25 protein-coding genes are annotated in these 19,781 nt (G+C 70.7%); 13 read left to right on the top strand and 12 right to left on the bottom strand.

Going from position 1 to position 19,781, the window contains the following annotated elements:
* Positions 1-17 precede the first annotated feature (17 nt).
* From lipA to ACQPZZ_RS13860, 3 genes are read left to right on the top strand one after another with little or no spacing between them, the layout of a single operon-like run.
* Positions 18-959 (top strand): lipoyl synthase, encoded by a 942-nt coding sequence (gene lipA / locus ACQPZZ_RS13870; protein WP_363637157.1) that lies wholly within the window; start codon positions 18-20, stop codon positions 957-959.
* 29 nt (positions 960-988) lie between these two features.
* Positions 989-1,660: a DUF4191 domain-containing protein gene (locus ACQPZZ_RS13865; RefSeq protein ID WP_363637159.1), complete on the top strand. Its 672-nt coding sequence runs from the start codon at positions 989-991 to the stop codon at positions 1,658-1,660.
* A 5-nt stretch (positions 1,661-1,665) separates the two neighbouring features.
* A complete protein-coding gene (locus ACQPZZ_RS13860; RefSeq protein WP_432932177.1) occupies positions 1,666-2,463 on the top strand; it encodes a class I SAM-dependent methyltransferase in 798 nt (265 codons plus the stop codon).
* A gap of 7 nt (positions 2,464-2,470) precedes the next feature.
* Here ACQPZZ_RS13860 and ACQPZZ_RS13855 read toward each other — a convergent pair whose 3' ends face one another.
* The 3 genes from ACQPZZ_RS13855 to ACQPZZ_RS13845 all read right to left on the bottom strand — a co-directional run bounded on the left by ACQPZZ_RS13855 (position 2,471) and on the right by ACQPZZ_RS13845 (position 4,761).
* Positions 2,471-3,757 (bottom strand): SLC13 family permease, encoded by a 1,287-nt coding sequence (locus tag ACQPZZ_RS13855; RefSeq protein WP_432932175.1) that lies wholly within the window; start codon positions 3,755-3,757, stop codon positions 2,471-2,473.
* A gap of 228 nt (positions 3,758-3,985) precedes the next feature.
* A complete protein-coding gene (locus tag ACQPZZ_RS13850; RefSeq protein WP_363637164.1) occupies positions 3,986-4,444 on the bottom strand; it encodes a CBS domain-containing protein in 459 nt (152 codons plus the stop codon).
* A gap of 44 nt (positions 4,445-4,488) precedes the next feature.
* Entirely contained in the window at positions 4,489-4,761 is a 273-nt protein-coding gene (locus ACQPZZ_RS13845; RefSeq protein WP_432932173.1) for a hypothetical protein, read from the bottom strand.
* A 249-nt stretch (positions 4,762-5,010) separates the two neighbouring features.
* Here ACQPZZ_RS13845 and ACQPZZ_RS13840 point away from each other — a divergent pair, with 249 nt between their 5' ends.
* Together ACQPZZ_RS13840 and ACQPZZ_RS13835 are read left to right on the top strand one after the other, a co-directional pair.
* Positions 5,011-6,024: a HAMP domain-containing sensor histidine kinase gene (locus ACQPZZ_RS13840; RefSeq protein ID WP_432932171.1), complete on the top strand. Its 1,014-nt coding sequence runs from the start codon at positions 5,011-5,013 to the stop codon at positions 6,022-6,024.
* A gap of 3 nt (positions 6,025-6,027) precedes the next feature.
* Positions 6,028-6,684 (top strand): response regulator, encoded by a 657-nt coding sequence (locus ACQPZZ_RS13835; RefSeq protein ID WP_432932169.1) that lies wholly within the window; start codon positions 6,028-6,030, stop codon positions 6,682-6,684.
* A gap of 60 nt (positions 6,685-6,744) precedes the next feature.
* Here the strand turns inward: ACQPZZ_RS13835 and ACQPZZ_RS13830 are convergent, their stop codons facing one another.
* A complete protein-coding gene (locus ACQPZZ_RS13830; RefSeq protein WP_363637172.1) occupies positions 6,745-7,206 on the bottom strand; it encodes an RDD family protein in 462 nt (153 codons plus the stop codon).
* 108 nt (positions 7,207-7,314) lie between these two features.
* On the opposite strand from ACQPZZ_RS13830, the gene ACQPZZ_RS13825 reads away from it, so the two are divergent.
* The 3 genes from ACQPZZ_RS13825 to ACQPZZ_RS13815 all read left to right on the top strand — a co-directional run bounded on the left by ACQPZZ_RS13825 (position 7,315) and on the right by ACQPZZ_RS13815 (position 10,941).
* The gene (locus ACQPZZ_RS13825; protein ID WP_432932167.1) at positions 7,315-8,370 is read left to right on the top strand and encodes a hypothetical protein; all 1,056 of its coding nucleotides are present in this window, start codon (positions 7,315-7,317) and stop codon (positions 8,368-8,370) included.
* A 169-nt stretch (positions 8,371-8,539) separates the two neighbouring features.
* Positions 8,540-9,964, top strand: a complete 1,425-nt coding sequence (glnA, locus tag ACQPZZ_RS13820; RefSeq protein WP_030508854.1) for a type I glutamate--ammonia ligase — start codon at positions 8,540-8,542, stop codon at positions 9,962-9,964.
* 218 nt (positions 9,965-10,182) lie between these two features.
* Complete coding sequence (locus tag ACQPZZ_RS13815) at positions 10,183-10,941, top strand: hypothetical protein (protein ID WP_432932165.1); 759 nt, start codon at positions 10,183-10,185, stop codon at positions 10,939-10,941.
* Here the strand turns inward: ACQPZZ_RS13815 and ACQPZZ_RS13810 are convergent.
* Entirely contained in the window at positions 10,904-11,374 is a 471-nt protein-coding gene (locus ACQPZZ_RS13810; RefSeq protein ID WP_432932163.1) for a VOC family protein, read from the bottom strand. The two genes, ACQPZZ_RS13815 and ACQPZZ_RS13810, sit on opposite strands and share 38 nt — an antisense overlap.
* A 96-nt stretch (positions 11,375-11,470) precedes the next feature.
* On the opposite strand from ACQPZZ_RS13810, the gene ACQPZZ_RS13805 reads away from it, so the two are divergent.
* Together ACQPZZ_RS13805 and ACQPZZ_RS13800 are read left to right on the top strand one after the other, a co-directional pair.
* On the top strand, positions 11,471-11,785 hold the full coding sequence (locus tag ACQPZZ_RS13805; protein ID WP_432932161.1) for a hypothetical protein: 315 nt from the start codon (positions 11,471-11,473) through the stop codon (positions 11,783-11,785).
* Positions 11,785-12,183, top strand: coding sequence for a hypothetical protein (locus ACQPZZ_RS13800; RefSeq protein WP_432932160.1), 399 nt, complete (start codon positions 11,785-11,787; stop codon positions 12,181-12,183). Before ACQPZZ_RS13805 ends, ACQPZZ_RS13800 begins: the two co-directional genes overlap by 1 nt.
* Positions 12,184-12,265: 82 nt before the next feature.
* Here the strand turns inward: ACQPZZ_RS13800 and ACQPZZ_RS13795 are convergent, their stop codons facing one another.
* Positions 12,266-12,868 (bottom strand): DUF3885 domain-containing protein, encoded by a 603-nt coding sequence (locus tag ACQPZZ_RS13795; RefSeq protein WP_432932158.1) that lies wholly within the window; start codon positions 12,866-12,868, stop codon positions 12,266-12,268.
* Entirely contained in the window at positions 12,865-14,106 is a 1,242-nt protein-coding gene (locus ACQPZZ_RS13790; protein ID WP_432932156.1) for an MFS transporter, read from the bottom strand. Before ACQPZZ_RS13790 ends, ACQPZZ_RS13795 begins: the two co-directional genes overlap by 4 nt.
* An 83-nt stretch (positions 14,107-14,189) precedes the next feature.
* Between ACQPZZ_RS13790 and ACQPZZ_RS13785 the strand changes: the two genes are divergently transcribed.
* From ACQPZZ_RS13785 to ACQPZZ_RS13775, 3 genes are all read left to right on the top strand, one after another.
* Positions 14,190-15,062, top strand: coding sequence for a LysR family transcriptional regulator (locus tag ACQPZZ_RS13785; protein ID WP_432932154.1), 873 nt, complete (start codon positions 14,190-14,192; stop codon positions 15,060-15,062).
* A 4-nt stretch (positions 15,063-15,066) separates the two neighbouring features.
* Complete coding sequence (locus ACQPZZ_RS13780; RefSeq protein WP_432932152.1) at positions 15,067-15,681, top strand: class I SAM-dependent methyltransferase; 615 nt, start codon at positions 15,067-15,069, stop codon at positions 15,679-15,681.
* Positions 15,682-15,782: 101 nt separating this feature from the next.
* Positions 15,783-16,295, top strand: a complete 513-nt coding sequence (locus ACQPZZ_RS13775; RefSeq protein WP_432932150.1) for a hypothetical protein — start codon at positions 15,783-15,785, stop codon at positions 16,293-16,295.
* Between the two features lie 31 nt (positions 16,296-16,326).
* Here the strand turns inward: ACQPZZ_RS13775 and ACQPZZ_RS13770 are convergent, their stop codons facing one another.
* The 5 genes from ACQPZZ_RS13770 to ACQPZZ_RS13750 form a co-directional block, all read right to left on the bottom strand.
* Positions 16,327-16,824, bottom strand: coding sequence for a hemerythrin domain-containing protein (locus ACQPZZ_RS13770; RefSeq protein ID WP_432932148.1), 498 nt, complete (start codon positions 16,822-16,824; stop codon positions 16,327-16,329).
* A 98-nt stretch (positions 16,825-16,922) separates the two neighbouring features.
* Complete coding sequence (locus tag ACQPZZ_RS13765; protein ID WP_432932146.1) at positions 16,923-17,450, bottom strand: N-acetyltransferase family protein; 528 nt, start codon at positions 17,448-17,450, stop codon at positions 16,923-16,925.
* A gap of 14 nt (positions 17,451-17,464) precedes the next feature.
* Positions 17,465-17,995: an SDR family oxidoreductase gene (locus tag ACQPZZ_RS13760; protein ID WP_432932144.1), complete on the bottom strand. Its 531-nt coding sequence runs from the start codon at positions 17,993-17,995 to the stop codon at positions 17,465-17,467.
* A 189-nt stretch (positions 17,996-18,184) separates the two neighbouring features.
* A complete protein-coding gene (locus ACQPZZ_RS13755; RefSeq protein WP_432932142.1) occupies positions 18,185-18,538 on the bottom strand; it encodes an ester cyclase in 354 nt (117 codons plus the stop codon).
* A complete protein-coding gene (locus ACQPZZ_RS13750) occupies positions 18,535-19,773 on the bottom strand; it encodes an MFS transporter (RefSeq protein ID WP_432932140.1) in 1,239 nt (412 codons plus the stop codon). Before ACQPZZ_RS13750 ends, ACQPZZ_RS13755 begins: the two co-directional genes overlap by 4 nt.
* Positions 19,774-19,781: the final 8 nt, after the last annotated feature.

Raw genomic sequence — 19,781 nt, 5'->3', positions numbered from 1 at the left:
GCTGCGAAGGAAGTCGAATGACCGTCGCTCCTGAAGGCCGAAAGCTCCTCCGCCTGGAGGTGCGCAACAGCCAGACCCCCATCGAGAAGAAGCCGCCGTGGATCAAGACGCGGCTGCGCAACGGCCCCAACTACAACGAGATCAAGTCGTTGGTGAAGGGCGCGGGGCTGCACACCGTGTGCCAGGAAGCGGGCTGTCCCAACATCTCCGAATGCTGGGAGGACCGCGAGGCGACCTTCCTCATCGGCGGCGACCAGTGCACCCGGCGGTGCGACTTCTGCCAGATCGACACCGGCAAGCCGGCGGAGTACGACAGGGACGAACCGCGCCGGGTCGCCGAGTCGGTGCTTCAGATGGGCCTGCGCTACGCCACGGTGACCGGCGTCGCCCGTGACGACCTGCCCGACGGCGGCTCCTGGCTGTACGCGGAGACCGCCCGGCAGATCCACGAGATGGTGCCCGGCTGCGGCGTCGAGCTGCTGGTGCCGGACTTCAACGGCGACCACGGCCAGCTCGAAGAGGTCTTCTCCAGCAGGCCCGAGGTCTTCGCGCACAACATCGAGACCGTGCCCCGGATCTTCAAGCGGATCCGGCCCGCGTTCCGGTACGAGCGCTCGCTGCAGGTCATCAGCATGGCCCGCGAGGCCGGGCTGGTCACCAAGTCGAACCTCATCCTCGGCATGGGCGAGGAACGGGAGGAGGTCACCCAGGCGCTGCGCGACCTCCACGAGGCCGGATGCGACCTGGTGACGATCACCCAGTATCTGCGCCCGACCCCCCGCCACCACCCCGTGGACCGCTGGGTCAAGCCCGAGGAGTTCGTGGAGTTCCAGCGGGAGGCCGAGGAGATCGGTTTCGCCGGCGTCATGTCCGGTCCGCTGGTGCGCTCGTCCTACCGGGCCGGCCGTCTGTACCAGCAGGCCGTCGCCGCCCGCGTGGGCGAGTCTCGTTTTCATTAAGTCAGCTCGGCGTTTGTATCCTTCACACCATGGCGAAAGACGCAGCGGCTCCGGGACGCCTCAAGCAGCTCCGGATGGTCGCAAAGATCATTCAACAGGCAAACCCCAAGGGCATGCCGATCGTCTACGCGTCGGCTCTGGCAACGCTCGTCCTGTTCGTCGTCATCGGCGTGATCTTCAGCTGGACGTGGATCGTGTTCGGCGTCTTCGCCGCCGTACTGGTCGGGATGATCGTCTTCAGCCGCTTCGCGCAGAGGTCGCAGTACTCGATGCTCCACGGCCAGCCGGGGGCGACGTACGCGATCCTGCAGAGCCTGCGCGGCACCTGGTACGTCGAGGAGAAGCCGGTCGCGGTCAACCGCGACCAGGACCTCGTCTTCCGGGTCGTCGGATACCCCGGGGTCATCCTGGTCTCCGAGGGCCCGCCGAACCGGGTGCAGCGCATGCTCGTCGCGGAGAAGAAGCGTGTCCAGCGAGTGGCGATCGACGTGCCCGTGTACGACGTCCAGTGCGGTGACGCCGAGGGCCAGGTCCCCCTGGCCAAGCTTCAGCGGCACATGATGAAGCTGCCCCGCAACCTCAAGAAGGGCGCGGTGTCCGAGGTCAACAACCGGATGCGTGCGCTCACCCCGGCCGTTCCGATGCCGAAGGGCCCCATTCCCAAGGGCGCCCGCATGCCGCGCGGCCCCAAGATGCGCTGACGACGTTGAACCTCGTGGGAAGGCGGCCGGTCTCCCGGTCGCAGACCTCCCGGGCCAACCGGGGCTGGTGGGACGGCGCGGCCGACGAGTACCAGGCCGAGCACGGCGGGTTCCTCCGCGACGACGGCTTCGTGTGGTGCCCGGAAGGGCTGGACGAGGCCGAGGCCCGGCTGCTCGGCGACGTGGCCGGGCGCCGGGTCCTCGAAATCGGCTGCGGCGCCGGCCAGTGCGGCCGATGGCTGCTGGGGCGGGGCGCGGCGGCCGTCGGCGTCGACCTGTCCCACCGGCAGCTGCAGCACTCCCGGCGGATCGACATGTCCGCCGGGGTGCGGTTGCCCGTCGTCCAGGCCGACGCCGAGACGCTGCCGTTCGCGGACCGGTCGTTCGACCTCGTGTGCTCGGCCTACGGAGCGCTGCCGTTCGTCGCCGACGCCGGGGCGGTGCTGGCCGAGGTGCGCCGGGTGCTGCGCCCGGGCGGCCGGTTCGTGTTCTCCGTCAGCCACCCCGTCCGGTGGGCCTTCCCCGACGATCCGGGCCCGCGCGGCCTGACCGCCGACCGCCCCTATTTCGACCGGTCGCCGTACGTGGAGTTCGGCGAGGACGGCGAGCCGTCCTACGTGGAGCACCACCGGACGATGGGCGACTGGGTGGGCCTGATCGCCGCCTCCGGCCTCGTGCTGACCGGCCTGACCGAGCCGGAGTGGCCGCCGGGCCACGACCGTGCGTGGGGCGGCTGGAGTCCGCTGCGCGGCCGCCTGCTGCCCGGCACGGCGATCTTCCAGTGCGTCAGGGCCGCGTCGTAGCCCGGCATCAGGCGAAGTAACGCAGCCAGACGTACACCCAGGCCATCGTGATGCTGAGCGCGGTGACGAGGATGCCGTACCTGGTGAACTGCCAGAAGCCGATGCGGTGGCCGGTCCGGGCGGCGATGCCGACGGCCACGACGTTGGCGCTCGCCGCCACCGCGGTGCCGTTGCCGCTGAAGTCGGCCCCCAGGGCGAAGGACCACCACAGCGCCTGCCCGGTCCGCGCGTCCGGGACCTGCGCGACCATCTCCTCGACGACGGGCACCATCGTGGCGACATAGGGGATGTTGTCGAAGAACGCGCCGAGCACGCCGGACCCGAACAGCAGCGCCGTGGCCGCGAGGAAGTGGTCGTCGCCGAGCGCGCCGACGGCCCAGCCGCCGATCGTCGCGATGACACCCGTGTTCACCAGCCCGGCGACCATGACGAACAGGCCCATGAAGAAGACCAGGGTGCCCCACTCGACCTCGCGCAGGACTTCCTGCACGTCGGCGCGGGACACCAGCAGCATCACCCCCGCGCCCACCAGGGCGACGATCGACGGCTCCACGTGCACCACGGAGTGCAGGCAGAACCCCGCGACGACCCCGCCGAGGACGATCAGGCACCGCGCGAGCAGGCGCGGGTCGGTGATCGCCCGTCGCTCCTGCAACGCCATCACCGCGGCCACGCGATCCGGGTCGTAACGGAACGACCCGCGGAACAGCACCCGGGTGAGCAGCACGAACACGACGAAGATGACGACCACGACCGGTGCCATGTGGACCAGGAAGTCGTTGAACGTCAGGCCGACACGGCTGCCGATGATGATGTTGGGCGGGTCGCCGATGAGCGTCGCCGCGCCGCCGATGTTGGACGCGAGGACCTCGGCGATCAGGTACGGCTGGGCGGGGATGCGCAGCCGGTCGCAGACGACCACGGTGACCGGTGCGACGAGCATGATCGTGGTGACGTTGTCGAGGAACGGCGAGGCGATCGCGGTGATGACCATCAGCATGATCATCAGCCGGTACGGCCGGCCCTTGGACTTCTTCGCCGCCCAGATCGCGAGGTAGTCGAAGACCCCTGTGTGCTTGACGACACCGACTATGATCATCATGCCGAGCAGCAGGAAGACGACGTTCCAGTCGATGCCGGCGGTCTCGGAGAAGAACACCTCGTCGCCCGGGATCAGCCCCAGCACGGCCATCGCGCCGGCGGCGACGAGGACCACCTTGACCTTGTGCACCTTCTCCGAGGCGATGAAGGCGAAAGCCGTCAGGAAGATCGTGAAGGATGCGACGGCGCTCACGTGCGGCGTCCCGGAGGTCCGGGGGTGAGCGAGCGTCGTACGGACTTCCGGCACGGCGTGCCGGGGTGAAGGCGCCGCGACGACGGCGGCATGACGGAGCGGTGAATGATCGAACCTCCGGATCACGGACATGTCGCGTGACGCGACGCGGCGGAAGGGACGAGGACGGCGGCCGAAAGGACGGCGGCCGGAAAGCGCGGGGCGGTCCCGCGGCTCCCGCGGCGGGGGTCAGTCGCCCGGCGGGACAAGCGCCAGACTGGTGAGCAGCCGCTCCAGCGTGATCGCCCCGGCCAGGGTGCCGTCGCGGCCGACGACCGCGGCGATGGGGCTGCGCAGCCGGGTCATGAGGGCGGCCACTTCGAGCAGGGTCGCGTCGAGGGGCACCGTCACCGGTCTGGGCGGCTGGGGCGGCAGGCAGTCTCCCACCGTTATGCCGGCCAGCTCCTGCCAGAAGCGGTCGGCGTGGGCCTCGTCGATCGCCCGGGCCAGGGCCGGGTCCTCCTGATAGGCCCCGGGAACCGCGAGACGCAGGACCTGGGTGCCGGGAAGCACCCATCCCGGCCGTCTCCCGGCGTCCACCACGATCAATCCGGGCATCCGGTTCAGCACCATGATCCGTACGGCCCGGGCGACGGGGTCGTGGACGGTCACCGTCGGCAGGTTCACGACGACGTCGCGCGCTTGCATCAGATCACCACATCTGTCGGAAGGTCGGAGTGTGTGCGGCATGGTCACCGAGCCGCCTCGGTGAACTCGGCGAAGCGGCGTTCGAGGCGGGCGAGCCGATCGAGGACGGGCCCGCTGTGCAGGATGTCGGCGAGCTGATCGGCCTCGCGCTGCTCCAGGATGATCGCCTGGAGTGGCGTGTCGGGCTTCGCGGGGTCGTAGACGAGGAGCCGGCGACGGCCGGACTTCTCCACGAGCACGCCGAAGCGCCGGCCGTCGCGGGTGACGCACTGGTACACGGCGGCGACGCCGGGCAGGGTGACGCGGGTCACGTCCATCTCAGGTGCCTCCGATCGGTGACAGGCCGGGATCAGGGCCGGTTCCGCGCCTCTTCCGCGCGGGTCGCGACGCCCGCCGGCCCAGCGGACGAGCCGTCGCTGTCTGTGCTCCAGTCTTCGAGACGGCCGTGGGCCACCACCATCGGGTCGGGCACCCATATCGGGAGAGGTAAGACATGTAGGGACACCCAGAAGATGGGAGGCACCCCGCATGGACACCTCCGTACGAGAACGAGCAGGCTGTCAGCCGTGAAGGAGCACACCGACCGGCGGACCGGCCGGCCGCCGAGGGAGCCGCGGCACCCGGCCCGGGCCCTGTTCTGGCGGCTGTTCGCGATCAACGGCCTGGTCTTCACCGTCGGGACGTTCGTGCTCGCGCTCTCCCCGGCCACGGTGTCCTCACCGGTCCTGCTGACCGAGATTCCGGTCCTGACCGTGGGGCTGGCTTTGATCATCACGGCCAACGCGCTGCTGATCCGCAAGAGCCTGGCCCCGCTCGACGCGCTCACCACCCTCATGCGGCGGGTCGACCTGCTGAGGGCGGGCGACCGGCTCACCGACAGCGGCAACGGCGACCTCGCCCAGCTGATCGGCACGTTCAACGAGATGCTCGAACGTCTCGAAGCCGAGCGCAGCGCCAGCAGCGCGTACGCGCTGGCCGCGCAGGAGGGGGAACGACGGCGGATCGCACGCGAGCTGCACGACGAGATCGGCCAGAGCCTCACCGTGGCGCTGCTGGGGCTCAAGCGCGTCGTCGACCGGGCGCCGGAGGATCTCCGGGATGAGCTGTGCTCCGCCCAGGAGACGGTCCGGGCCAGCCTGGACGAGGTGCGGCAGGTGGCGAGACGGCTGCGGCCCGGGGTCCTGGAGGACCTCGGGCTGCACAGTGCGCTGAGCGCGCTCGGCAGCGACTTCTCGCAGGCGAGCGGGATCCCGGTCACCCGTGAGGTCGACACCGGCCTGCCCGCCCTCAGCGGAGAGGTCGAGCTCGTCCTCTACCGGATCGCACAGGAGGGACTGACGAACGTGGCCAGGCACTCGCACGCCCGCCATGTGGAGTTGTCACTCAGGCAGGAGAGGGGACAGGTCATGCTGCGCATCAGCGACGACGGGCGCGGAGGCGCGCGCAAGGAGGGCGCCGGCATCCGCGGAATGCGCGAGCGCGCCCTTCTCATCGGCGCCCGGCTGACCGTCGACTCCCCGCCCGGCGGCGGCACGGACGTGCGCCTGGTCATACCCCCGCACGCGGTTGAGGAGAGCTGAGCCGTGGAGAGCCGCACGACCCGCATCCTGCTGGCGGACGATCACGCGCTGGTCCGCCGCGGGCTGCGGCTGATCCTCGACGCGGAACCCGATCTCACGGTGGTCGCGGAGGCCGCCGACGGGGCCGAGGCGGTCGAGGCCGCCCGCTCCGAGGAGATCGACCTCGCCATCCTGGACATCGCGATGCCCCGCATGACCGGGATCCAGGCGGCACGCGAGATCTCACGGCGCGCACCCGGCATCCGCATACTGATCCTGTCGATGTACGACAACGAGCAGTATTTCTTCGAGGCGCTCAAGGCCGGCGCCTCCGGTTACGTGCTCAAGTCGGTCGCCGACCAGGACCTCCTGGAGGCCTGCCGGGCGGCGATGCGCGGAGAGCCCTTCCTCTACCCCGGCGCGGTCACCGCCCTCATCCGCGACTACCTCCAGCGCGCCCGGCAGGGTGAGCGCATGCCGGACAGCATCCTGACGCCGAGAGAGGAGGAGATCGTCAAACTCATCGCCGAGGGCAACTCCGCCAAGGAGATCGCGGAGACGCTCTTCATCAGCGTGAAGACGGTCGACAGGCACCGCGCGAACATCCTGCAGAAGCTGGGCATGCGCGACCGGCTCGAACTGACCCGCTACGCCATCCGCGCCGGTCTCGTCGAACCATGACCCCGGCCGCCCCGCGGGCCCGGGCGACCGGCGCCGCGTGGTCCGGTTCCGGTCGTCCGGTCAGAGGTCGACCACGACCGTTCCGCTCGCGCGGTCGTGCAGGCCGCGCCGATCGCGGTCCCAGATGAGCGCGGGCACGGCGAGGCACAGCAGCAGCGTGCGGACCAGCACGCCGAAGAAGCTCGGCCGCCCGCCGTCGAGCCCGGCCACGCGGATGCCGAACAGACGCATCCCCAGCGTCATGCCGATCGTGCCGACCAGCAGGACGTACTCCGCGGCGAAGATCCCGAGACCGACCGAGGCGACGTCGTTGCCCTGAAAGCGCAGCAGGCCCCCGGCGATGGCCCAGGTGCACAGCAGCCAGTCGACGACGACGGCGCCGATCCTGCGCCCCCACCCCGCGACCGATCCGGGGCCCTGCTCGGGCAGACCGAGGCGCTGCCCCGGGTATCCGAGGTCCACCCCGGCGGCCCGCGGGCCCCCCATCCAGGTCTGCGTCCATCGCGGCTGCCGGTCACTCATGGTTTCCCAGCGTATCGGGGAGGGGCACCGGTCTGGCGTCCGCCCGCGAAGCCGGACATCATGGGCAGGCCATCGCATGAAATCCCGGTTATCGTGAATCGTTCCGACATGAACGCTTTGGAGGGAACCGTGCGGCCGGCGGACCCGGATGACATCGACGCGCGCTTCGAGGCGCTGGTCGCGCAGTTCGACGAGGACGAGATCCGGCGGATGACCGCGGCGGCCGAGTCGGACTCGTTCATGCCGGGCCGGCGCCGCCGCCCGGCCGTGCTGGTCGCGATCGCGGGCCTGATCGTGCTCGTGGGGCTCGTCGTCACCATGCGGCCGGACGTCCTGGACAAGCTCCGCATCGCCCGCTCGCCCGCGGGAAACGAGGACCTGATCGTCTCCGGCCCGGTGATCGCCCGGCAGGCGCCCGTGACGACGCCGATCCCCGACGGCGAGGAAGGCCTGTTCGACCACGGCCCCGTCCCGGCGCCGCCCGCCGGCCTCTTCGCCGGCACTCCCGCCGCCGACTACGCCGACGGGGAGCAGGGGCTGGTCATGCCCGCGGCGCGCGCCCTCGGCGGGCTCACGCGGGAGGAGGTCGGCCGGGCCCTGTCACGCGTACGGCGACTGCTGTCCGCCGCGCACCTCGACCCCGCGGCGGTGCGGGGCGAGCGCCCCGAGGAGTTCATCCGCCTGCTGCATCCCCGGCAGCGCGAGGCGTTCCTGCGCCGCCTCGACGACAGCGGCCCTTCCGGCACCCGGTCCTGGCTGTTCAGCCTCGCCCCGGGCACGGCCGAACCGGCCGGGGACGTCGTGAAGGTCTCCGGCGAGACGACGATCTCCAAGAGGGCCGGCGGAGGCGTCACGATCGAGGCGGACTACCTGTTCGTCCATCCGGTCAGCCGCCCCGGCGCCCCCTCGACGGTGACGAGGATCGTCGAGCACCACAGGAACGAGTTCAGCGCATACCGGGAGGACGGCGGGCTCGTCGTCTGGCTGGCCGCGGACGAATCGGCGGTCTTCGGCGCGAATTGCACCGAGGATGACGGATTCGTTCACCCGCGGTTCCCCGGCGATCCGCAAGGATCGCGGCCGTCCGGCGAGCCCGCCGATCCCTACGACCGCGCCTCCGGCCTCTCCGGACAAACGCGCTGCCCGGCCGCGTTAGGGTCCTGACCTGCGAGAAGGCCGTACGATGGAGCCCGGGGAACGGCGGGCCGACGTTATCGCCGCGCCTGCGTGGGTAGCGCTTTCCCTTAACACGCGCGAAACAGTCGAGACACGGGGCGGAAACGGCACCGGCCTACCTTCGGCATGCTGGCCCATGCCCCTGGGAGGTTCGAGAGTGTTCAACTCAGCCGATGACGTCCTCAAGTTCATCCGGGACGAGGGTGTGCAGTTCGTCGACGTCAGGTTCACCGACCTGCCGGGGACGACGCACCACTTCACCTTCCCGTCCGAGAACTTCGGGCCGAACGTCTTCACCGACGGCCTCATGTTCGACGGCTCGTCGATCCGCGGGTTCCAGGCCATCCACGAGTCGGACATGCTCCTGCTGCCCGACCCGACGACGGCCGTGCTCGACCCGTTCCGTCAGCACAAGACGCTGAACATCAACTTCTTCGTGCACGACCCGCTGACCGGTGAGGCCTACAGCCGCGACCCGCGCAACGTCGCCCGCAAGGCCGAGGAGTACCTCAAGGGCACCGGCATCGCGGACACCGTGTTCTTCGGCCCCGAGGCCGAGTTCTACATCTTCGACGACGTCCGCTTCGAGACGAAGCAGAACGCCGGCTACTACTACATCGACTCCATCGAGGGCGCCTGGAACACCGGCAAGGCCTCCGAGGGCGGCAACCTGGGCTACAAGCCGCGCTACAAGGGCGGCTACTTCCCGGTCCCGCCGATGGACCACTTCACCGACCTGCGCTCGGAGATGGTGCGCAACCTCATCGAGGCCGGCATCGAGACCGAGATGCAGCACCACGAGGTGGGCACCGCGGGCCAGGCCGAGATCGACTTCAGGTTCGGCACGCTGCTCCAGACGGCCGACAAGCTGATGCTGTACAAGTACATCATCAAGAGCACGGCCATCCAGGCGGGCCGCACGGTCACGTTCATGCCCAAGCCGATCTTCGGTGACAACGGCTCCGGCATGCACTGCCACCAGTCCCTCTGGAAGGACGGCGAGCCGCTGTTCTACGACGAGGTCGGCTACGCCGGTCTGTCGGACATCGCGCGCTACTACATCGGCGGCCTGCTCAAGCACGCCCCGTCGCTGCTGGCCTTCACCAACCCGACGGTGAACTCCTACCACCGCCTGGTGCCCGGCTACGAGGCCCCGGTCAACCTGGTCTACTCGCAGCGCAACCGTTCGGCCTGCGTCCGCATCCCGATCACGGGCTCGAACCCGAAGGCCAAGCGCATCGAGTTCCGCGTGCCGGACCCGTCCTGCAACCCGTACTTCGCCTTCGCCGCCATGCTCATGGCCGGCATCGACGGCATCCGCAACAAGATCGAGCCGCCGGAGCCGGTCGACAAGGACCTGTACGAGCTGCCGCCGGAGGAGGCCCGCAACATCCCGCAGGTGCCGGGCTCGCTGGAGAAGGTGCTCGACGCGCTCGAGGCCGACCACGACTACCTGCTGGAGGGCGGCGTGTTCACGCCGGACCTCATCGAGACCTGGATCTCCTACAAGCGCGAGAACGAGGTCGACCCGATCCGCCTCCGCCCGCACCCGCACGAGTTCGAGCTCTACTACGACGTGTGATCGGCGACCGCGTGACGTCAGCGCCCGAGACGATCAGGAGCGACGCGAGGTAGTGCCGCAAGTCGTGGAAGCGGAAAGCCCGTGGGAAGGTCCTGCACCTTGCCGCGGGCTTTCCGCATCGCGCGCTCAGGCTTCCGGGGACCGGCCTGCACGCCGTTGTCGTCGCACAACGGAAAACGGACGCGCGGCCAGGGCATGAGCAGTGTCAGGCTGTCCGGGTGACCTCAGCCGAGACAACCCTCATCCGTGCCGCCGCAGCTCGAAACAACGCCGACTGGTGTGCCTCGGTCTGCCGGTCTCACGGCATTGCGAACAGCTTCGGCGAGACGGCCTGGCGCAGTGCCTGTCGCACGCCGCCGTACTATCCCGACGTTGTCACCTTGCGCCCCGACGCAGTGCCGGCCGACTTCCTTTCCGAGATCGACACGGCCTCGGCCGGGTGTTCGATCAAGGACAGTTTCTCCGCTCTCGACCTCACAGTGGACGGCTTCGTCGAGTTCTTCACCGCCCAGTGGGTGTACCGCAAAGCAGGGCTCCCCGGACCGGCAACGCCGCCCCTGCCTGCCGAACGGGTCTCCACGGCCGCCCGGCTTCGCGACTGGCAGGCCGCCTGGCACGGCGGTGACCCGGCCCCGGATGTCTTCCGGCCAGCGCTGCTGGACGACCCGTCCGTGCTGGTGCTCGCCCTTCACGACGGCGAGGACCTCCGCGGGGGTGTCGTCTTGAACCGCAGCTCCGGGCTGGTCGGCCTCTCCAACCTCTTCGTCGCCGACAGCAGCGACATTGCCGCGGCCTGGTCATCAGCGATCACCGCAGCTGCCGACCACTTCCCGGGCCTTCCCCTGGTCGGCTACGAGCGCGGTGACCGTCTCACGCACGCGCTCGCCAGCGGCTTCAGCGCGATCGGTCAACTCCGCATCTGGGTGGCGAGCGAACACGTCAACGACGAAATCGTCGCTGACCTCGTGGACCTTTGAGCATCGGCCCGCTGCCGCTCCGCGGCGGGGTCGAGGCGGACGGGGTGGGGCAAGGGTTGCGGCGTGATGGCGAACTCTCCGGCCGGCTACGTACGGCGATCTGGATGAGCGCGATCGCGTTGCCTTCGGGGTCGGTCACAGTGGCCTTACGCCCGGCGTCACCGACCGTCTCGATGGCGCCGCTGCTGATGCCCCGCGCGCCCAGCTCGGCCACCGCTTGGTCGAGATCCGACACGGAGATGGTGACCAGGCTCCGGCCGGCGCGTCCGGCGTCCTCGATGACGTACAGCCACGCGGTGTCGGCGACTCGCCACATGACCTCATTGTCGGCCACGACGACATCGGCGGTCCTGCCGAACAATCGGGCGTACCATTCGACAGCGCCGGGAAAGGCTTCGACCGCTACTCCCGCGAAGAGTGTGTCCATCCTCATGGGCGCAGCCTGACAGAGGAATCGCGACGTCGTCGATCTCTCCGTGCACGTTCACGTGCGATGGTCGGCCGGGCGTCTTCCCTGATGATTTCCACCATGTCATCGAATTCGGGCAGGTGGGACGAGGACCGCGGGGACGAGTACGCGCACTGGGGAACCTGCACGTTCTACCTGGCGCTGGACCACGAGGGGTACGCCCACGTGCAGGTCGAGGCCTACGCCGACGGCACCGTGATCGCCTATGACGCGGATCACGCCGAGGACGGGTACGGCTTTCTGACCTACGCTCAGGTGGATCTCGACGAGTTCTCTGCGTACGAAGTCAGCGAGCAGGAGTTCCGCGAGGAACTGAGCCGCCTGCAACCGATGAACAGGCGGGCTCGTGAGGCCCCCGATCGGACGGTGCGCTGATGGATCTGTCCGGTCTCGAGGGCCTGCGTCTGGCCGCGGTCACCGCGGCCCTGTTCACTCACCAATCCGACGCTCCCGAACTCCTGCACGTATGGCTCCACCTTGAGACGACGACCGTCGTGGTCCGCGACACCGCCGACTGGGCTCTGCGCGTCACGCCGGACCAGCCGGGAGAGAGCTACATCATGGAGGAGCTCGGTAGCCGTGTGGACATCGTGCCCGCCCCCGCCGAGGTGCCCTTCATCCGGCATGTCGGCGAGCGGCTCGTCCGGGTGACAAAGGGCTTCGACACGGAGGATCCCGCCCAGTGGGTGAAGGCGGAGTTCGTCTTCGAAACGGGATGCGTCATCGCGGCAGCCTTCGGAGGCGACCTCCACCTGCGTCACGGACTGCGGTGACGGCGAGGCCGGCACGAACCGACCTGGAATCACCGGCGGGTGCCGCTTACTCCACGCGGAGAGCCCACGGCAGCGTGACCGTTCACAGGCCCGAGGGATGCGTGGACAACCAGTCCCGATGCCGCTCCTTGAGAGCGTCGCGTGCCGCGCGTGTGGACGCGATCACGTCGGCGCCCCCGTCATAGGGGTGATAGAGCCAGCGCAGGTCCGGGGGGCCGAGGATCACGCCGCCGATCTCGTCGTCCGCCACGGCCCGGAGCAGATCGTCGACGACGCCGGGCCGCCAGGGTCGCGCCTCGGCGTAGAACTGCGTGTAACTGCGGTAGCGGGGATCCTCGTCGGGCTCTTCGAGGAGGGTTCGCCAGTGCCACGCCGCCGGTGCGACCTCTGATCGCCGCGGCCACGTCTGGGGCGTTGTCGCCGGCGTGTCCGTGTATTCGGCCGTGATGACCAGAAGGTGCGGCCCGGGATCGAGTTCGGCGAGCACGGTGTGGTGACGGCCGAGCACCACCGCGTACTCCGCCTCGCTGTCGGGATAGCGCTTGGACTCCGGCAGGCTGTGGAACCTGACCCAGCGGTCCGGATAGTGGTCGCGGAGCCAGTGGGCGAACGGCGGGCACTCGGGCCACCGCCGATCCCACAGATCGGTCAGCGTTGGGGAGTCGAGCGCGCTGTCGGGGGTCACCCTGGTGTTATATCCGACGCAAGGGCGGGGGTCCTGCGCAGCAGAAGGGTGAGGGCGCCGGTGGCGGTGAGCAGGAGCACGGCGAGTGCGACCACGCCCGGCCACCCGGCGTCCGTCCAGGCGCGGCCCGCGAGGCTGCCGAAGACGGAGGACCCGAGGTAGTAGGTGAACAGGTAGAGCGACGCGGCCTGACCCGTGGACACTCCGCCCGCGTACGCCCGGGCCGGGACCCATCCGCTGGCCACCCCGTGGACGGCGAAGAAGCCCGCGGTGAGGAGCGCGAGCCCGACGACCACGACCGGCAGTGAGGACGACAGCGTGACCAGGGCGCCGGCGACGACCAGGAGACAGCCGAGCGGCGTCACGTTCCGGCGCCCGTAGCCGTCGGCCAGCCGGCCGAACACCGCGGAGCTCACCGAGCCGAGGGGATAGACGAGGAACATCAGGCCGGCGGCTCCGACGCCGAGATGGAACGGCGCGCCCGCGAGCCGGAAGCCCAGGGTGTTGAACACCGCGACCAGCGCCCCCATCGAGCAGCCGCCGATGCCGTACAACGCGAGCAGCCCGCGGTCCGACACCGCGCGCAGGCTCCCGCGGAGCAGGGCACGGACGCCCGCCGGGGCCGCGGTGAAGCGCCGGGAGACCGGCAGCAGCACGCGTACGGTCAGGGCGCACAGCAGACCGAGCACGGCGGCCGCGGCCAGGGCCCACCGCCAGCCCGCGGCCTGGGCGACCCCGCCGGTCAGGAGGCGACCGGCCATCCCGCCCAGCGCCGTGCCGCCGACGTACAGACCGGCGGCGCGGGCGTGCGTGGACGGGTGCAGCTCCTCACGCAGGTAGGCGGTGGCCACGGCGGGAAGCCCTGCCAATGTGACGCCCTGGAGTGACCGCAGGACCATGAGCGCCGGCCAGCCGGGCGCCAGCGCGCACGCCGCCGCGACGACGGCGGACGCCGTCAGCGACAGATGGATCAGCCGGGTGCGTCCGACGACGTCGGACAGGGGACCGGCCACCAGCAGCGCGACGCCGAGCCCGAGCGTGGTGAGCGACACGCTCAGCGTGCTCTCCGCGGTGGACAGCCCGAACTGCGCGGCGAGCTCGGGCAGGATCGCCTGCGTGCTGTACAGCAGCGCGAAGGTCGCCACCCCGGCCGCGAACAGCGCGACGACGACGCGCCGATACTCGGCGGTCCCCGGCAGGTGTCCGTCCACGGCAGAGGTCTCAAGAACAGCGGTCACCTCAACGACTGTGCGCTTCCTGCCGCTATGCGTCCAATGCCACAAACCGACGGTTTCGATACGCGATGCGTATGATGGCGGGCATGCTGCTCCGGGACCTGTCCTGGCTGGTCGCCCTCGCCGACCACCAGCACGTGACCGACACCGCCGCCGTCCTCCGCACCAGCCAGCCGACGCTCTCCCGCGCCCTCGCCCGGGTGGAGGCCGAGCTCGGCACCCGGGTGTTCGAGCGTGCGCCGGACGGCGTCCACCTGACGCCGAACGGGAGACTCGTGGTGACGGCCGCACGCGACCTCACGGCGCGCTACGAGCAGTTGCTGGCCGATCTGCGGAGCCTGCTCGACCCGGACAGCGGTGTGGTGCGCCTGGCCTTCCTCGACTCCATCGCCACCTCTCTCGTCCCGCGGCTGTTGCGGTCCTTCCACGAGCACGCTCCCCGGATGCGCATTCTGCTGCGCCAGGAACCCGCGCACGAGATCGTCCAGGACCTGCGCACCGGGGCCGCCGACCTCGCGATCACCTCCCCGCGTCCCCCCGGAGATTTCGGCTGGCATCCCCTGCAGGAGGAGCGGCTGGTGCTCGTCGTGCCGCCGAGCCACCGGCTACGCGACCGGGAGGAGGTGGAGCTCCGGGAGCTGGCGGACGAGGAACTCGTCACCACTCCGGTCGGCTTCGGCTACCGTGTCCTGGTCGACGCGCTGCTGCGCGACGCCGGGGTGTCCCCGGCGGTCTCCTTCGAGAGCCAGGACCTCGCGACCATCGAGGGCCTGGTCGCCGCCGGGCTGGGCGTGGCCATCGTCCCGGAACCCTTCGCGGGCCAGTCCGGCACCGTCGGCGTCAGGATCGCGGCGCAGGCCGCCCGCCGCACCATCGGCCTCACCTGGCGTACGGACCACGTCCTGGCCGCCCCCGCCACCCGCTTCCGGGATTTCGTCATGACGCCCGCCCTACGGTGATCCGATGCGCCACGCCGACTCGAAGCCGTACTGGAACACGAACGTCGCCCGGCACCCGGGCATCCTCCGCGCCGTCCCCGAAGGATGCGGCGACGCGCTGGACGTCGGTTGCGGGGACGGCCTGCTCGCGCGGAAGCTGACCGCCCGGGCCAAGCGCGTCACCGGTGTCGACAGCTCGCCGGAGATGATCGCGCGTGCCCGCGAACTGTCCGCCGGTCAGCCGGACATCACCTTCGTCGAGGGCGACTTCCTCACCGCCGCCCTGCCCGCCGAGGGGTACGACTTCGTCTGCTCGGTGTCCACGATCCACCACATGGACTTCGACGCGGCCCTCATCCGGATGCGCGAATCGCTGCGCCCCGGAGGCATGCTGGTGGTGGTCGGCCTGGCCCGCGAGGCCTCCCCCGCGGAGTGGGCGGCGACGATCGCGGCCGCTCCCGTCGTACGGGTCACGAAGGTGCTGCGCCGCGCGCGGGGGCCCGAGGGGATGCCGGTGGCCGAACCGCGGATGAGCTACGGGCAGGTGCGGGCCGCGGCACGCCGACTGCTGCCCGGCGTGCGCTACCGCCGGCACGTGCTCCGCCGGTACTCCCTCACCTGGACGAAGCCCGGCCGCTAGCGTCCACGAGTTTCTGGGATTCCAGGCGGCGGCGGAAGCTGGTCGGCCAGGATACGAGGATGGCCCGCACGGGGACGGACGGGAGGGATTGGTGGTGGCGCTTGGCGCTCACCACGCCGATGGTCGCGGCCTGTGTCCTGACCATCGTCGCCGCTGCTCGCCCTGGCGGCAGCTTCGCGCTGATCCTGGTGATCGTGCCCGCGTGGTTTCTGTCCGGCCTGATGTGGCTGGTGCTCCTTTTCTACCGTAACTACAGGCGCAGTCTCTGGGCCCTCGTGCCGCCCCTCGCCGGAGCCCTCACCCTCGCACTGGTGGGCTTCGGCATCCCTGTGAGGCTGGCCTTTCTGGTCTCCGAACCGGCCCTCGCCCGCTACGCGCGGTCGCTGCCGGAAGACGAGCGCTGGCTGAGCGTGAGAGAACGCGTCGGCCTGTTCGCCATCAACGGCGTCCAGCGCTGGAACGGTGTCACGCAGCTTCGTGTGGCCGACTCCGGCGGCATGCTGGAGCAGTGTGGCTTCGCCTACCTGCATGGCGGTGAGGTGCGTGGTCTCGACGTCTCCAGTGCTGAGCGTCTGTCGGATGACTGGTACGCGGTCTGCGTCGACTTCGACTGACACCGGGCGCCGGCCGCTCCCAGGATCCCGTTCAGGATTCGCTCTCGTCCGTACGCAGGAACTCGGGGCGGGAGCGGTGCCAGTCCGGGGCGTCCAGCGCGTTGAGCGCCGAGACGATCCGCTTCTCCTCGTAGACGAAGTGCGTCTCCATGAGCGCGGCCACACTGTCCAGCTCACGGCGCACCTCGGCGGGGTCCGCCGCCTGGTCCAGGGCGCCGACAAGGGCCTGGAGCCGCCGGAGGCAGTCCTCCACCAGGCGGTGGTCGCGGCGCAGTTCCTCCAGCACCGGGCGCAACTCGGGGAACCGCCGGGCGAGCTCGGGGAACGCGCCGTCGTCCTCACCGGTGTGGTGACGGTTCAGCGCGGAGCAGAAGGCCAGGCAGTGGGCCCGAAGTTCGCGCGGCCGGGTGCCGCCGGCCAGATGGGCGTCGATGCTCTCGCGCAGCTCCGCGAGCTCCTCGCGGAGCCAGATGTGTACGTCGATCAGTTGGTTGCCGAACGCCACCAGGCGTCCATGCGATGTCGTCAAGGTCATCCCTTGTACCGGCGCCTCCATGCCCTCGGCGGCCTGTTTGCCGGGTGCACCGCGGCGCTGGTAAAGGATCTATCACCCCGCCGATCGACGAGTCAACGGTGCAGCTCCCGGCGGTAGCGGACCTCGGTCAGCGGGAAGCCGTCCGACTCGTCCCGCTGTACGGCGCCGTCGGGGCGCCAGCCGCCGCGCTCGTAGAACCGCCGCGCGCGGCTGTTCCCGTCGACGACCCAGAGAATGGCCTGCTCATACCCGGCGGCGGCGAGGCTGTCCAGCGCGGCGGCCATGAGACGCCCGCCGATCCCGGCGCCCCACACCTCGGGCATCAGGTAGATCGCCGAGACCTCCCCCACCGAGGCGGGGTCGACGTCCTCGTCCCGTCCGGGGCCGAGCGAGGCGAACCCGGCGACGGCGCCGTCCGTCTCCGCCACGAGCACCTCCGTACGCCGTGGGGAGGACTCCCCCAGCAGCCGGTTCCAGACGGGCAGGCGCGTGGCCGGAGTGAGCCCGTCGAGATAGGCCTGGGGCATGAGCCCCGGGTAGGCGGCCTGCCACGACCGCACGTGGACGGCGGCGATCGCCTCCGCGTCCGCGGGTTCGGCACGTCTGATGACCGTGGACATGACGTCGCCTCCGGCTAATGAGGCTGGCCGAGCGGCCGGACGACGACGGTGTTGACGTCGACGCCGTCCGGCTGCCCGACCGCCCACACGACGGCGTCGGCGATCTGGTCGGAGGTGAGCAGGTCCCCCTCCGGGAGAGCACCCCGGCCGTCCCAGAAGGGGGTCTTCACCCGCCCGGGAGCGATCAGGGTGACGCCGACGCCGTCGCCGGTCACCATCAGCACCATCTCCCGCCAAGCGGCGGGATCGCCGTCGGCGAGGGTGTCATGGGTGCTGAAGCCGGCGTTGGCGACGGCGGTGTCGAGCCGTCCGAACTCCCTCACGGTCGACTCCACGGCCGAGCGGACCGCGTCGTAGTCGGACGCGTCGGCGGGGATCGTCGGCAGGCCGTCAGGATCGCCGAGGGAGCGTGCGAACCGCCGCAGCCGCCCCTCGTCACGCCCGGTCACCGTCACGCGCCGGCCGAGTGCCAGCAGTCGCCGGGCGGTCGCCGCCCCGATGCCGCTGCCGCCTCCGGTGATCAGCGCGACCGGACAATCCGTCATGAGCACCCCCAGAATCGAATCGGAGAGATCCGGGCCCGGCGTGGGCCGCAGCGCGGGAGCCGTTCGGCAGCGGGCGCGGCCGCACGGCCGTGCCCGGCGAGGCGGCCCGGCCTCTCTCGGCTACTCGGGCCGCGTTTGCGGCTTTGACCTTACCGGGTGAGGACAAGGCCGGCAGCCCTGCGTCCTCGATCACCTGCCGGTGCCGTGGTAGGTCCACATTTCGGCGAGCAGGCCGTCCCGCACGCGGATGAGCCAGACCAGCGGGGTTCCGTCCGCGTCCTGGCCACGACCGGCGTTCCCGACGACGGCCACCAGGTCGCCCTCGCCGAGCACGGCGTCGATCCGGAACCGCAGGTCCGGCCGCGCGCCGCGGATCCGCTCGACCGCCTCCCGAACGCCCTGCGGCCCGGCCACCTCCGGATGCGCGTGATCCACCCAGTCCGGGCTCAGGATCTCCTCGGCCGCCGAGGCGTCGCCGGTGTTCCACATCTCGAAATAGCGCGTCGCGAGCCGCCGGGAAGAGTCGTCGTTCACGGTGTTCATCTCACATCCAAGGTCCGTACGGGTGACAGGAACAGCAGGAGCGGCCACAGCAGGGTCGCGCCGCCCAGGATGATCAGGGCCGGGCGCGGGCCGATCCAGGTGCCCAGAGCGCCGGCCAGGAGCGGCCCGAGCGGCAGCAGTCCCGCCTGCAGGAAGTGGGTGGAGCCGTTCATCCGGCCGAGCATGCCGGGCGGGCACAGCAGCTGGCGCGCCGTCTGGGCCGCGGTCGTCTGGACCATCCCGGCGGCCGTCAGGAAGGTGAAGACCAGCCCTACGGTCCACTGGCCGGCCAGGCCGGGCGGCACGAGGGGGGTGACCAGTTCGAAGGGGGCCGACAGCAGGGCGCCGAGGACGATCACGCGGCCCATGCCGAGCCGGGCCGTCACCCGCCCGGCCACCATGCTCCCGGCGATCCCGCCGACGAGGCTCAGGCCGTAGACGAGCCCCGCCGCCCGGGCGCTCCAGTCCAGCTCCCGCACGACGTACAGCAGCCACACCGAGCTGATCCCGCGCAGCAGCACGGCGCTGACCGCCCCGGAGAGGGCGAGCACGCGCAGCACCGGCTGGGCGAGCACGAACCGCAGCCCCTCGGCGATCTCGCCGAGGAAGCGCCCGCGGCGCGGGGAGCGCTCGGGCTTCGGCTCCCGCAGGCGCATCGACGCCAGGGCCGCGGCGCTCACGGCGTACGAGAGGGCGTCCGCGGCGACCGCGCGGGCGGCGCCGACCAGCCCCACCAGGACGCCTCCGACGCTCGGCCCGGCCATCTCGGCCAGGCCGCGCGCGGTGTTCATCGTGGCGTTGGCGTCGGTGAGCCGGTCCCCGCCGAGCAGCACCGGCGTCAGGCTGCCCGCCGCGGTGGCGAAGACCACGCCCAGCGCGCCGACGACCAGGGTGACCCCGTAGAGCTGGGCCATCGTGACCCGGCCCGCCACGGCGGCGACCGGCACCGACGCCATGACCAGCGCGCGTGCGGCGTCGCAGGCGATCATGAGCCGACGCCTGCGGTGGCGGTCGGCCAGCACGCCGGCCGGCAGCGAGACGAGCAGCGCCGGCAAGGTGCTCATGGTCCCCAGCAGCGCCACCTCGAACGTGGTGGCGTGCAGCACGGCGACCGCGACCATCGGCAGGGCGATCCAGCTGATCTGCGAGCCGAACAGGCTCACCGTGTGGCCGCTCCACAGCAGCATGAAGTCCCGGTGCCGCCACAGCGACCCGGCCGGCCCTCGCCCGCGCACCCGGCTGA

Origin of the sequence: Microbispora sp. CA-135349 (assembly GCF_050947365.1) — a bacterium.
In the GTDB taxonomy this organism is placed as follows: Bacteria; Actinomycetota; Actinomycetes; order Streptosporangiales; family Streptosporangiaceae; genus Microbispora.
This window is presented reverse-complemented; position numbering and strand designations above follow the sequence as displayed.

Bases quoted from the DNA above. Each gene is read 5' to 3' on its own strand.
- ACQPZZ_RS13760 (WP_432932144.1), bottom strand. From the start codon at position 17,995: ATGACGGATTGTCCGGTCGCGCTGATCACCGGAGGCGGCAGCGGCATC.
- ACQPZZ_RS13780 (WP_432932152.1), top strand. From the start codon at position 15,067: ATGCGCCACGCCGACTCGAAGCCGTACTGGAACACGAACGTCGCCCGG.
- ACQPZZ_RS13785 (WP_432932154.1), top strand. From the start codon at position 14,190: ATGCTGCTCCGGGACCTGTCCTGGCTGGTCGCCCTCGCCGACCACCAG.
- ACQPZZ_RS13805 (WP_432932161.1), top strand. From the start codon at position 11,471: ATGTCATCGAATTCGGGCAGGTGGGACGAGGACCGCGGGGACGAGTAC.
- ACQPZZ_RS13825 (WP_432932167.1), top strand. From the start codon at position 7,315: ATGAACGCTTTGGAGGGAACCGTGCGGCCGGCGGACCCGGATGACATC.
- ACQPZZ_RS13810 (WP_432932163.1), bottom strand. From the start codon at position 11,374: ATGAGGATGGACACACTCTTCGCGGGAGTAGCGGTCGAAGCCTTTCCC.
- lipA (WP_363637157.1), top strand. From the start codon at position 18: ATGACCGTCGCTCCTGAAGGCCGAAAGCTCCTCCGCCTGGAGGTGCGC.
- ACQPZZ_RS13830 (WP_363637172.1), bottom strand. From the start codon at position 7,206: ATGAGTGACCGGCAGCCGCGATGGACGCAGACCTGGATGGGGGGCCCG.
- ACQPZZ_RS13865 (WP_363637159.1), top strand. From the start codon at position 989: ATGGCGAAAGACGCAGCGGCTCCGGGACGCCTCAAGCAGCTCCGGATG.
- ACQPZZ_RS13800 (WP_432932160.1), top strand. From the start codon at position 11,785: ATGGATCTGTCCGGTCTCGAGGGCCTGCGTCTGGCCGCGGTCACCGCG.
- ACQPZZ_RS13850 (WP_363637164.1), bottom strand. From the start codon at position 4,444: ATGCAAGCGCGCGACGTCGTCGTGAACCTGCCGACGGTGACCGTCCAC.
- ACQPZZ_RS13765 (WP_432932146.1), bottom strand. From the start codon at position 17,450: ATGTCCACGGTCATCAGACGTGCCGAACCCGCGGACGCGGAGGCGATC.
- ACQPZZ_RS13755 (WP_432932142.1), bottom strand. From the start codon at position 18,538: ATGAACACCGTGAACGACGACTCTTCCCGGCGGCTCGCGACGCGCTAT.
- ACQPZZ_RS13845 (WP_432932173.1), bottom strand. From the start codon at position 4,761: ATGGACGTGACCCGCGTCACCCTGCCCGGCGTCGCCGCCGTGTACCAG.